General features: G+C 37.9%; 12 protein-coding genes and 1 pseudogene. 11 read left to right on the forward strand and 2 right to left on the reverse strand.

What is annotated here, in order from left to right; all coding sequences use genetic code 11:
* Window positions 1–792: SDR family oxidoreductase (locus WQ57_RS18890; protein ID WP_241481587.1), on the forward strand; the 792-nt coding region annotated here is incomplete at its 5' end.
* A gap of 343 nt (window positions 793–1,135) precedes the next feature.
* Here WQ57_RS18890 and arr read toward each other — a convergent pair.
* Window positions 1,136–1,552 (reverse strand): NAD(+)--rifampin ADP-ribosyltransferase, encoded by a 417-nt coding sequence (arr, locus tag WQ57_RS18895; RefSeq protein WP_046525329.1) that lies wholly within the window; start codon window positions 1,550–1,552, stop codon window positions 1,136–1,138.
* A 297-nt stretch (window positions 1,553–1,849) separates the two neighbouring features.
* Here arr and WQ57_RS18900 point away from each other — a divergent pair, with 297 nt between their 5' ends.
* The 4 genes and pseudogenes from WQ57_RS18900 to WQ57_RS18915 all read left to right on the forward strand — a co-directional run bounded on the left by WQ57_RS18900 (window position 1,850) and on the right by WQ57_RS18915 (window position 5,654).
* Window positions 1,850–2,410, forward strand: a complete 561-nt coding sequence (locus WQ57_RS18900) for a dihydrofolate reductase family protein (RefSeq protein WP_046525330.1) — start codon at window positions 1,850–1,852, stop codon at window positions 2,408–2,410.
* Window positions 2,411–2,545: 135 nt separating this feature from the next.
* On the forward strand, window positions 2,546–3,094 hold the full coding sequence (locus WQ57_RS18905; protein WP_046525331.1) for a PepSY domain-containing protein: 549 nt from the start codon (window positions 2,546–2,548) through the stop codon (window positions 3,092–3,094).
* A gap of 231 nt (window positions 3,095–3,325) precedes the next feature.
* Entirely contained in the window at window positions 3,326–3,922 is a 597-nt protein-coding gene (locus WQ57_RS18910; RefSeq protein WP_046525332.1) for a class I SAM-dependent methyltransferase, read from the forward strand.
* Window positions 3,923–4,260: 338 nt separating this feature from the next.
* Window positions 4,261–5,654: pseudogene (locus WQ57_RS18915) on the forward strand (glycoside-pentoside-hexuronide (GPH):cation symporter).
* 73 nt (window positions 5,655–5,727) lie between these two features.
* Here the strand turns inward: WQ57_RS18915 and WQ57_RS18920 are convergent.
* Entirely contained in the window at window positions 5,728–6,765 is a 1,038-nt protein-coding gene (locus tag WQ57_RS18920) for a metal ABC transporter solute-binding protein, Zn/Mn family (RefSeq protein WP_046525333.1), read from the reverse strand.
* A 307-nt stretch (window positions 6,766–7,072) separates the two neighbouring features.
* Between WQ57_RS18920 and WQ57_RS18925 the strand changes: the two genes are divergently transcribed.
* From WQ57_RS18925 to rpsN, 6 genes are all read left to right on the forward strand, one after another.
* Window positions 7,073–8,080 (forward strand): permease, encoded by a 1,008-nt coding sequence (locus WQ57_RS18925; protein WP_046525334.1) that lies wholly within the window; start codon window positions 7,073–7,075, stop codon window positions 8,078–8,080.
* A 14-nt stretch (window positions 8,081–8,094) separates the two neighbouring features.
* Entirely contained in the window at window positions 8,095–9,012 is a 918-nt protein-coding gene (locus WQ57_RS18930; protein WP_046525335.1) for a TIGR03943 family putative permease subunit, read from the forward strand.
* Window positions 9,013–9,137: 125 nt separating this feature from the next.
* A complete protein-coding gene (locus WQ57_RS18935) occupies window positions 9,138–10,313 on the forward strand; it encodes an FAD/NAD(P)-binding protein (RefSeq protein ID WP_241481588.1) in 1,176 nt (391 codons plus the stop codon).
* Between the two features lie 46 nt (window positions 10,314–10,359).
* Window positions 10,360–11,547 carry a GTP-binding protein gene (locus WQ57_RS18940; RefSeq protein WP_046525337.1) on the forward strand — a complete coding sequence of 396 codons (1,188 nt, stop codon included), beginning with the start codon at window positions 10,360–10,362 and terminating at the stop codon, window positions 11,545–11,547.
* 22 nt (window positions 11,548–11,569) lie between these two features.
* Window positions 11,570–11,719, forward strand: a complete 150-nt coding sequence (gene rpmG, locus WQ57_RS18945; RefSeq protein ID WP_046525338.1) for a 50S ribosomal protein L33 — start codon at window positions 11,570–11,572, stop codon at window positions 11,717–11,719.
* Between the two features lie 124 nt (window positions 11,720–11,843).
* Window positions 11,844–12,113, forward strand: a complete 270-nt coding sequence (gene rpsN / locus WQ57_RS18950) for a 30S ribosomal protein S14 (protein ID WP_046525339.1) — start codon at window positions 11,844–11,846, stop codon at window positions 12,111–12,113.
* Window positions 12,114–12,118 lie beyond the last annotated feature (5 nt).

Genomic DNA, 12,118 nt, shown 5'->3' on the forward strand with positions numbered 1-12,118 from the left:
GAGAAATTCATTAGAGTGGGAGTGTTTACTTTGAGGATATTGGTTACTGGTTCAACAGGACAACTAGGGTCAACTTTAGTTAAGCAACTAAAAGGTTCTGATTATAAAGTTAAAATAACTTCTAGAAGAAAACCTGAAGGATTAGGACATTTCGAGTGGGTTTATAGCGATTTATCGTCTGGTGAAGGATTAGAAGTAGCAGTAAAAGATGTAGATGTAATTATACACGCAGCAACAAGTCCGATTAAAAATTCAAAAATGGTCGAGGTTTTAGCTTTTAAGGAGTTTTTAGGTAAAATGAAACACATAAAACATTTTATTTATCCGTCAATTGTTGGGATAGATGAAATACCATTTAAATATTATAAACACAAATATGAAGCAGAAGAATTGTTAAATAAATGTTCTATCCCTCACACAATTGTACGTGCCACTCAGTTCCACAATTTTGTCGAAAATTTATTTATATCAAAACCACTCTTTAAAAGATATATTGTCCCTGGAAACTTTAAATTTCAAAGTGTTGATGTTAGTGAATTTGCCAGTCATCTAATAAGTTTAATGGAAAAAGATCCACAAGGAAGAGCGGATGATTTTGGTGGACCAGATATTATGACATTAAAAGAAATGGCTGAACTCAAAATCAAAAAAAATAAGGAATCAAATAAAGTTTTAAGCATTTCTTTTCCAGGAAAACTGTACAAATCTATCTCCGAGGGGAAAAATACAAATTCTTTTCGAAAAATGGGGAAAATCAGCTTCGGGGAATATCTAAGTAATAAGATCGTATGAGGTATTCAGGCTACTGAGTGGGCCTTCTTTATTGCCTAAAAAAGATTGTGAAGATTTATACTTAACTAAATGGGTGCTTTAGTAGAATAAGAAAAAAATCATTCATTAAAAAAATTGCGTTTATTAGTTGCTAAGTTGAAGGCTTCATATTTCGTTTGGATGAATTATACTTTGCACCTGGTCATCTTATGTGGCACATTTTTTGACGGATTTGGCAGCGTTCCAAGCCCGGCTTTTGCATGCATTGGGAAGCAAAAGCCAAGGCCGAAGGTTATAAGCAATAAGAAAAAAATTGATTTTTTGGCCCTCTTAAATAAATGCATTTCCTAATATTTTTTAAGGCTTAATCGTCTATTACAGCTTTCCCTTGTTCACGTAACTTTTTTAGGGATGCACGCATATGATTTATTTCTTCATCGGAATGTCTTTCCCATGAACTTAATTCTGCGACTATTTTCAAAGGAGATTTAGACCTATATGAACGTGTTGGGTTTCCAGGGAATCTTTTGTCAGTTAAGTTTGGATCATTTTCAAAATCACCTAATGGTTCTACAATGAAGATTCTTTCTTTTGATGTTGATGATGCTAATTCAGCACCCCATTTAGCAGCATCCAATGTGGCGGTAAAGTAGATATAGTTCGATTTTTTATCTTGGTAATTTGATAAGTGTTGCGGCTCTAATAAATCTCCAATTTTCAATCCTGCCTTCGTACCGTGAAAAAAAGGACCATGATCCAAGACATCTTTTTTATCATTCATACTAGTACACCCCTCCATTTTTTAATTTGTGTATTACAGTATAGTATTGGAATGGCTAAAAGAGTAGTCTATAAATGATTTGCAAATCGTTGTATAATGTAAGTAGAGGGAATGATTGATCCAGAATCCGTATTTTATGACCTAGTAAAGAATCCGTTTTGATTAATCAAAATGGATTCTTTTTTCTGATTTAAGTTTTTTTTTGTTTAATCGTGTTCTAAGCAGATGTCCTTACCAGGGAGCAACATTACACCGAGCAGGTACATAATCAATATTAATTGAAATGGAGGGGAAAATATGTCAGAGATAATGAGGCCACGAAGAGTTCTTTTAGATTTAGCCGTTACTTTGGACGGATTTATAGAAGGGAAGAATGGGGAAATTGACTGGTGCATTATGGACTCCGAGATGGACTTTATCCATTTTCTGAATCGAATCGATACGATATTATACGGAAGAAAAAGCTATGATTTATGGGGCCAATATGCTGCGGAAAACGATGATGTGGAAGATGACATGTGGAACATCATCCACCAAAAAGAAAAGTATGTGTTTTCCCGAAACCAACAGGGAAGTGGAACGGGAGCACATTTCGTTAATGGAAACGTGGTTGAAGAAGTTATTAAATTAAAGAATCAGCCCGGTAAAGATATTTGGCTCTACGGCGGAGCGAGCCTTATAACAACTTTTATCAAGTACAATCTTGTCGATGAATTTAGATTATCTGTTCACCCTGTTATTTTAGGAGAAGGAAAACCATTGTTTATTGATGTAAAACAGAGGGTGAACTTAGAACATGTTGACACACGAACGTTTTCCTCTGGAGTTGTTCAATTATGCTACAGGCTGAAAAATTGATAATTATAAAACTAGTTTAGGATAGCTCCTTTCATTTTCTCATCATTTTCTCATCTTTCCCTTCCCTTATTCTCATTCCCTGAGGATATAGTAAGGATAAGAAATGAGATTGAAAATGATGAGGAGGAGATTTAAATGAAAAGAAAAGTGTTAATCGGTGCTTTAGGAGCTACGCTTGTTTTTGGAGGTACGTTTGCTGTAAGTGCTGCAAAGAAGGATGATGGCAATGAGGTCGACAATGGAGTTAAGAATGGAAAAACAATCCTCAGCACAAATGAAGTGGAAACAATAGCCCTTCAAGAAGTGAATGGTGTCATCGAAGAGATTGAACTGGAGAAAGAGGCGGATAAAGTCATTTATGAGGTAGAGATTGAAGAAAATGATATCGACTATCATTTGAATATTGATGCTTATACTGGTCAAATCTACTCCGTTGACCGGGATGAGGATGACGATGATGACAATCGTCAAAACGGTGGGCAGGACCAGCAGGATATCATTTCCCAGACTGATGCCATTGTAATTGCTGAAAAGGCAGTGAATGGAAAGATGACTGAGATTAAAATAGATGAGGATGACGGTTTTATTAAATATGAAGTAGAATTGAAAACAGCGCGCGGAGAAGCAGAAGTTGAGATTGATGCAGCAACTGGAAAAGTCCTTGACGTCGAGTATGATGATTAAAAAAGAATTTGATTTTAATACCAAAGCCCTAAATCATATAATGGGGCTTTTGTTTTGTTTAATGTTGCTTCCCGTCACTCATCATATGCTATAATAAATGTCCTTGGCAGGGGCATGACTATGTTGAAAAGGCAGAAACACGATTTGTTGTTTCTGCTTTTTCTTTTTCATCTTTCATTTGCTATAATGACTGCCATGCAGCACTAATTGGAATAAATAGGGGAGTGGAATATGGACGATAACGTTTTTGAAGAGATGGCAAAGAGGTATGATACCGAAGAGAGAATGGAATTGGCTAAAATCATCGTTAAGGAAGTAAAAGCAGAAGTAGGACATTGTCCATCAAAATCTTTAATTGACTATGGCAGTGGTACTGGACTAATTGGATTGGAATTAGCAGATGACGTTCATTCCATCCTGTTGGTCGATTCATCCAAACAAATGCTGGAGGTTGCCAAGGCTAAAATCTCCCGAAAAGGATTGGCCAACGCGAAAGTACTTTGTTCCGATTTTACCCAAGAAACTCCTGACCTTGAGGCCGACATCGTTTTAATGTCATTAGTCCTTCTTCATATTCCGGATACAGAAAAAATTTTACAGAAATTGTTCCAGATTTTAAATTATGGCGGCAAGCTCATTATTGTTGATTTTGATAAAAAAGATCAAATTTATCATCCAAAAGTCCATAATGGTTTTTTGCATGAAGAACTGAAGGCGCGATTATCCAAAGTTGGATTTTCATCAACCGAGATCAGGACATTCTATCATGGAGAACGTATATTCATGAAACAGGATGCCTCCATGTTTATATCCAGCAGCATAAAGTGAAAAATGAGAAAATAAGTGGACCTGCAAGGACATCTTTGTAGGTTTTTTTGTACCAAACTATAATTTCCATGAAGGAAGACTCTTCTGTAAACGTTGACAAAAAAATAGAAGAGGTATATCATTCATATAAATTAGTTTGTACGATGGATGAACTAAGATAAGGTGTTATGATTTCTGTAACCGCCATCAATCAGAAATGTAAGCAATTCCAAAGGTTGAATAGTAGTTTGGTTTTTATGTTATGGAAAAAAAGTAGACAACCAGTTTGAAGGCTATACAATTTAGGAAGGTGATGCATCATGGGAGAAGCACAAAGAGTAGAAATGGAAAGTCCGGAAATGGCAGAATCGAACGCTAGTGCCAAAATAGGCATAGTAGAAAAAGTTGGGTACGCATCAGGGGACTTGGCTTGTAACCTGATTTATGCGACCGTTTCCACTTATTTATTGTTCTTTTATACAGATGTTTTTGGCATTTCAGCCGCAGCAGCGGGGACCATGTTCCTGGTCGTTCGGATTTTTGATGCCATCAATGACCCGATTATTGGGAGTTTGGTAGACAGAACCAACACAAGGTATGGAAGATTTAGACCATACTTGCTGTATAGTGCGGTTCCATTTGCCATCCTGGCAATTCTTTGCTTTACGACTCCTGATTTTAATGAGTGGGGAAAGCTCGTTTATGCTTATATTACTTACACCCTTTTAACCGTTGTTTATACATTTATAAATGTACCTTATGGTGCGTTAACATCGGCGATTACGCGTGACAATGATGAAGTGGTGAGTCTTACATCCGTCCGGATGATTTTTGCCAATATCGGGGATTGATTGTCGCCTTCTTTGTCCCGTTTTTATCCTCCTCCATTGGAGACATGACGAACGATACAGCACTTGGCTGGCAAATAACGATGGGGATTATGGGAGTGGTTGGAACTCTATTGATTCTGTTCACTTTCAGGTCCACAAAAGAACGTGTCCAAGTGGTTCAGACTAATGTTAAAATCAAACCGACAGATATTTTTGAACAGTTGAAAGTGAATCGTCCACTAGTCGTTTTAAGCATCTTTTTCATCATTATCTTTGGTGTGAATTCGATTATCAACTCGGTTGGAATTTACTATGTTACGTACAATATGGACAGTCCGGATCTTGTAAAATGGTACGGCTTAATCGGTACCCTTCCCGCCTTCGCCATTCTGCCATTTATCCCATGGCTGAATAAGAAGCTGGGGAAGAAAAAGCTGCTTTATGTTTCCTTAGCGGTGACCATTGCCGGGTTGGTTGGTATCCTGGTAACACCTCCAACGATGACCGCGCTGATTTTGATTTTCCGTTTGGTTGCTGCAGCGGGAGCACTGACCGCTGGTGGCTTTATGTGGGCACTGATTCCTGAAACCATTGAATACGGCGAATATAAGACAGGTAAAAGGATGGGGGGACTCATTTACGCCATCGTGGGCTTTTTCTTCAAATTCGGTATGGCACTTGGTGGAATCATTCCTGGTTTAGTCCTTACCCAATTCGGCTATGTGGCCAATCAGGTTCAAAGCCAAACCTCCCTAACCGGAATCCTGATTACAACGACTGTTGTACCAATTATTTTACTTGTATTGGCCATGATCGAAATTAAATACTACAACCTGGATGACGAAACGTATGATAAAGTCGTACGAGAGTTGGAAAACCGTCAAAAGGTGAATCGTCAGCTGGAAAATGGAGAAATCTATTAAACCCTAAAGACAGCTGGCTATCAATTTTATAAAATAGAAATGAGGAAGTGTCATATGGACACTTCCTCATTTCTTATTTTAGAGCTTTATCCAATGTTTCAATGTTTTTTCTCATTAAACTAAAGTAATCTTCTCCATTTTGGATATCTTCCTCTGTTATAACAGATAAATTGTGTAAGTAAAGAGGCTCTGCGTTAATTTCTTTGCGAATGACCTCAGCTACTTTTGGAGCAACATTTTGTTCAAACAGAATGTATTTAATTTGTTTATCACGTGCCAGTTCAATGATATTTTGAAGGGCTTTTTGGGATGGTTCATCAGTAGGAGAAAGACCAGCGACAGGAATTTGCTGGATGCCGTAACTTTCTTCCCAATAACCGTAGGCAGCATGTGAAACGACCATCTCAGGATTTTCCTTAGATTCTGCTAAATGATGAAATTCCTCGTCCAGCTTTTCAAGTTCGTCTTTCAATGATTCGTAATTTTTTTGGAACTTTTCCTTTGCATCTGGCTTTAACTCAACAAAGGTATTTTTAATACCTTCAGCTAGAGTGATAGCTTGGTAAGGATCTAGCCATACATGAGGGTCGAGGTCTCCGTGGTCATGTCCGTCCCCATCGGTTTCAGAGTGCTCTTCGGCATGTCCGTGCTCATCCGATTCGGAGTGCTCTTCGCCGTGTCCATTCTCTTCTTTTTCATAATGGTCGTCGTGCTCATGAGCAAGGGTCTCAATTCCATGTGCAGCTTCCACGAATTTTACTTTTTGATTTTTAAGAGCATTCCCCATTTTCTCCGCAAAAGGTTCCAAACCTAAGCCGTTGTAAATAAATGCATCGGCTTCTGCAATATTCGTCATTTGTTTAGTCGTTGGTTCGAATGTATGGGCATCAGCACCAGGAGGCATGATACTTTCAACTGTGACATCTTCTCCGCCAATTTTTTCTGTGAAATCTTTCAATGGGTAAATTGTAGTAAAGATTTTTAATTGATTGGCAGCTTCCTGTTGATCCGTTTCAGTAGATATTGAAGCATTTGGTTTTTGAGAGTTACAACCTGCCAGAAAAATTGATATAACGAAGATAAATCCCAATGCCATATACTTAAATTTCATAGTGACTATACCTCTTCCCGTGAGAAATTATTTGCTCCCTATAATATCGTAATGATTACGATTTGTAAACAGTAATCATTACGTTTTATTTGCAAAAATATGCATTTATTAAAGTGAAAATGAAAGTTCAATAAAATAGGTAATAAAAGTTTCCATTCTTAATAGACTAAAACATAATCAGGTGTCATTACGATTTGCAAAAAATTTAAAGTGTTAAAGAAAAATAGGATAGGCTATTACATTTTTGAATAAACATACAAATAAAATAAGTGCTATTAAAAAAGTAATAGACGAAGGAATGATCTGAATGATTCGTTGGTTCCACTCCTATCTTATTGATTTTACCAGCTTAATAGCCTTTAGTATGGTCATTTATTTTATTGCAATCAGTCAATTCATTGGAAAAGAGTTATCCATTCATGTATCTGATTCTTTTATGCAAATGAATACCATTTTTCTGAGTATTTTAATTGAGGCCATTCCATTTGTTTTAATTGGAGTTCTCATTGCAGGATTTATTCAAATATTCATCACGGAAGACCATATTCGTCGTTTGATTCCGCAAAATAGATTTCTAGCCGTAGCGATGAGTTGTGTTGTGGGGGCCCTTTTTCCTGCCTGTGAATGCGGAATTGTGCCCATCATCCGAAGGTTAGTATCAAAAGGGGTACCATTACACGCAGGAATCGGCTTTCTTTTGACAGGTCCATTAATTAACCCTATTGTCATTTTATCCACTTATATGGCATTTGGGAATGACAGTAAGATAGCAGGGTTAAGGATGGGAATTGGTTTTGCAGCAGCAATGTTAATAGCCCTTTTAATTAGCTATTTATTTAAGTCGAGCCAATTGAAACATTCTGCATCAGAATTTACTCACTCAACGGATGGGACCATAAGAAATGAGTCACTTGTGCAACGAATAGAAGGAATGATTAAACATTCCATCGATGAATTTTTTGATATGGGAAAATATTTGATCATTGGTGCTTTGATTGCTGCATTTGTCCAAAGTTATATATCCGCAAAATCACTGTTCGTTTTCGGCGAGGGTGTCTTAGGATCTACCATTGTTATGATGGGACTAGCTTATTTCTTATCTTTGTGTTCGGAAGCGGATGCCTTTATAGGGGCTTCATTTAGAAATTTAGTTCCTAGCACATCCATATTAGCCTTTTTAGTATACGGTCCTATGATTGATTTGAAAAACACAATCATGTTGTTAAGTGTCTTTAAGGCAAAGTTTGTGTTTACGTTACTTGTTTTAATTACTTTGATTGTGTTTTTATCTGTCAACCTATCAGGCCTCTTTTAGGACGGTGAGCGAAGATGGTACGTGTGCATTTTCAACAATTTATAAGGGCGGTCGTTTTGGCGGCTTTTGCTGTTTTTTTTATCCAACTGCATTACACCGGTGAAATAACAAAGTATATCAATCCCAAGTACAATTTGATGAGTCAGATTGCTGCGGTTGTTTTTATTCTTTTTTTCTTCGTTCAGCTTTTTCGGACATTTGAGAATAACCATGATCAGCATACCCACTGTCCTCCGGGGTGTACCCATGATCATGGCTATTCCGCTTCATGGGCAAAAAAATTAGTCAATTACAGCATTATTCTATTTCCGTTGATGACTGGTTATGGGTTATCACCTGCACTATTAGATTCTTCGATTGCAGCAAAAAAAGGAACCGTTCTTCCTCAAGCTAATGGAGTTGGCAATAAAAGAATAGGAGAGGATAGAGAAAGCCAGGGATCTGCCGCTGAAACGGATCCAAACCTTATACAGGATAATGAAGCTGTTTTGCCTAACAATAACTTTTTTTCAAAAGAGAAATATGATGAAGAAATGAAAAAGCTAGAGGGATTGGATGTCATTCAAATGGAAAACGATATATATTCCGCTTATTTTGAAGCTATTAGTATGGACCCAAAAGAGTATATCGGAAGAAAAATAAAGGTTAGCGGGTTTGTCTATAAAGAAGAGGGACTTGACGGGAACCAACTTGTTCTATCCAGGTTTCTCATTACCCATTGCGTCGCGGATGCCAGTATAATCGGATTGCTTGCCGAGTTTAAGGAAGCTGGTGAATTTAAACAAGACACATGGCTTGAGATGGAAGGGACTATAGGTGTAACTGTATTCAATGGTGTAGAAATTCCGCTCATTAAAGCAAATAAGTGGGAAGTAATTGCAGAGCCTTCCGAACCATATATTTATCCGATATTGACAAACTTAACTGAATAATTGTATGAACAATTAGAGGATCCTTTTTTATCAGCTTTTAAAAACCATTAATTTTTTATAAAACTTGACTATCAGGAAGAATATTTATAAAATACAAATCGTAATCATTTCGATTTGTTCAGGAGGTGGAATTGTTGTATGACTGGCTTGTAGTTGGGGGAGGGATTCATGGTTGTACCATAGCCTCATTCTTACTTAAAAAAGAAAAAGTAAAGGTTGAAAGGCTTTGTATTATTGACCCTCACGATGAACCAATGTATAGCTGGAAGAAAAACACCGATACAATTGGAATGGAGTATTTACGTTCGCCATTTGTCCATCACATTGATGTAGACCCGCTTAGCCTTCAGAAATATGCTCGAAAGGAAAATTGGGAACGACGCCATTTTTATGGAAACTACAGACGGCCATCACTTAACATTTTTAATGAACACAGTGAATCCATTGTAAATGAGGTTGGGTTACAACGATCCTGGCAAAAGGGCTTTGTCCATTCCATTGAAAAGGAACAAGGATTTTGGAAGGTCACCACGGAGAAAGGAGAGGCCGTTAAAGCGCAAAATATTGTATTATCCATCGGCCTAAACAATCAATTAAATATACCTGATTGGGCGGAGGAACTTAAATCTGACTTTCCAGCTCAAGTTTTTCACATTTTTGAGGATAGGATGGTTCATCCATCATCCTTACAACCTCCAATTGTTATTATTGGGGGAGGGATTACTTCGGCACACCTTACGATTAAATTGTCCGGTATGTTTCCTGGAAAGGTAATTTTACTAAAGCGGCATCCTTTTCGAATCCATGATTTTGATAGTGACCCGGGGTGGTTAGGTCCAAAAAATTTGACCTCATACCATAAAGTGACGAACTATGAAGAACGCCGTATGAAGATTAAACAGGCTAGAAATAAAGGGTCTTTAACCAGAGACCTCTTTTACAAATTGAAAAGGCTTGAGAGGGAAAAAAAGATACAGATTATAGACGGTGAGGTTGAATCAATGTTTTCTGCCGGAAATCAGATTACGCTGATTGTTGGAGAAAGAGCAATAAAGGTACATACTATCCTATTAGCAACCGGATTTTCACCATCCCTTCCAGGGAAGAACTGGCTCAATCAATTGATAATAGACCTTAAGTTATCGTGCGCAAAATGTGGCTATCCAATTATTGATAAATCCTTGCAGTGGTGTCCCCATTTATATGTTTCCGGTCCGCTGGCTGAGCTGGAAGTGGGTCCAATCGCAAGAAACATCTCTGGAGCGAGGCATGCTGCAGAAAGAATCGTCAATAGTCTATAGAATTTAAATCGTAATGATTTCTATTATCAATTAGAGGTGAAACGAAATGACTGAAAAAATACCTGTAACGGTTTTAAGCGGATACTTAGGTGCAGGGAAAACAACTTTATTGAACCATGTATTAAAAAATCGGGAAAATAAAAAAATTGCTGTGATTGTCAATGATATGAGTGAAGTCAACATTGATGCCTCCATGGTTAAAAAAGGAGGATTCTCCCGAACCGATGAAAAATTGGTGGAGCTTCAAAACGGCTGTATTTGCTGTACATTGAGAGAAGACTTAATGATTGAAGTGGAAAAATTGGTTCAAGCAGGGGATATCGACTATATCCTGATTGAATCTTCGGGGATTTCGGAACCAATCCCAGTGGCCCAAACCTTTACCTATGTAGACGAAAGTCTGGGGATCAACTTATCCGACTATTGCAGGCTTGACACGATGGCAACCGTGGTGGATGCGAACCGCTTTTGGCATGATTTTGCTTCAGGAGAGACTCTGCTTGATCGTAAGCAAGGAACGGATGAGTCGGATACCCGCGAAGTAGTCGACTTACTCATCGACCAAATTGAGTTTGCCAATGTTATAGTCTTAAACAAAATCGATTTAGTGGATAAAGAAGCTGCTCGTGAGCTAAAAGCAGTATTACAAAAGCTGAATCCTAGCGCTAACGTGATTGAAAGTTCCCATTCCGAAATCAACTTAAATGAGATTTTGGATACATCTCTATTCGATCTTGAAGAAGCAAGCCAAGGAGCAGGCTGGATCAAGGAATTGAACGAGGAGCATACTCCGGAGACCGAAGAGTACGGAATTTCTTCTTTTGTTTATCGAAGAAAGAGACCTTTTCATCCTGAACGCTGGAGACAGTGGCTTGAAGATTGGCCTGTAGATATTGTCAGGGCAAAAGGCTTCTTTTGGCTTGCAACTCGAAACAATATAACAGGATTACTGTCCCAGGCTGGTCCTTCAATCGTTCTGCAGGGTGCAGGGGAATGGATTGCTGCTTATCCTGACCAGGAAAGGGAGCAAATCCTAAAGGATGAACCGGAACTGCTTGAAAGATGGGATCCTGAATTTGGGGACCGGATGACAGAACTTGTCATGATTGGAATTGGCATGAAGCAGGCTAACATCGAACGATCGTTGGATGCCTGTCTGCTAACAGAGGAAGAACTTAAGGAAGACTGGTCTTCATTTAAAGACCCTCTTCCCCAGTTTGAAGTAGAAGCTTGATTAAAAAAGGGAGGATTTAATAATGAGAGTAAAAATTACATTAGCATGCACAGAAACGGGAGATAAAAATTATATTACGACGAAAAATAAACGTACAAACCCAGACCGCCTGGAATTGAAAAAATATAGTCCGCGTTTAAAAAGACATACCTTACATCGTGAAACAAAATAGGAAATTCACAATAAAACGTAATGATTCTGATTATGAGTAAAACATTCACTTAGCTAGTTCAGTTGTTTTACTTTAAAGAGTAGGATATTTCATCACTATTTAAGAAAATTCAGGAGGAACATAAGTGGCCAAAAAATCAAAAGTTGTAAAAGAGCTTAAGAGACAAAGGATGGTAGAAAAGTATGCGGCATTGAGAAAGGAGCTCAAAGAGAAAGGCGATTATGCTGCATTAAGTAAGCTTCCTCGCGATTCTGCACCTTCAAGACTTCACAACCGTTGTCAAGTTACTGGAAGACCCAGAGGCTACTTAAGAAAGTTTAAAATGTCACGTATCGCTTTCCGTGAATTCGCACATAAGGGGCAGATTCCAGGGGTTAAAAAATCAAGCTGGTAAAAGGC

Origin of the sequence: Mesobacillus campisalis (assembly GCF_000986785.1) — a bacterium.
GTDB lineage: Bacteria > Bacillota > Bacilli > Bacillales > Cytobacillaceae > Mesobacillus_B > Mesobacillus_B campisalis.

Coding starts and splice junctions, on each gene's coding strand:
- WQ57_RS18930 (WP_046525335.1), top strand. CDS start 8,095: ATGGTACGTGTGCATTTTCAACAATTTATAAGGGCGGTCGTTTTGGCG.
- WQ57_RS18920 (WP_046525333.1), bottom strand. CDS start 6,765: ATGAAATTTAAGTATATGGCATTGGGATTTATCTTCGTTATATCAATT.
- WQ57_RS18900 (WP_046525330.1), top strand. CDS start 1,850: ATGTCAGAGATAATGAGGCCACGAAGAGTTCTTTTAGATTTAGCCGTT.
- arr (WP_046525329.1), bottom strand. CDS start 1,552: ATGAATGATAAAAAAGATGTCTTGGATCATGGTCCTTTTTTTCACGGT.
- rpmG (WP_046525338.1), top strand. CDS start 11,570: ATGAGAGTAAAAATTACATTAGCATGCACAGAAACGGGAGATAAAAAT.
- WQ57_RS18925 (WP_046525334.1), top strand. CDS start 7,073: ATGATTCGTTGGTTCCACTCCTATCTTATTGATTTTACCAGCTTAATA.
- WQ57_RS18940 (WP_046525337.1), top strand. CDS start 10,360: ATGACTGAAAAAATACCTGTAACGGTTTTAAGCGGATACTTAGGTGCA.
- WQ57_RS18905 (WP_046525331.1), top strand. CDS start 2,546: ATGAAAAGAAAAGTGTTAATCGGTGCTTTAGGAGCTACGCTTGTTTTT.
- WQ57_RS18910 (WP_046525332.1), top strand. CDS start 3,326: ATGGACGATAACGTTTTTGAAGAGATGGCAAAGAGGTATGATACCGAA.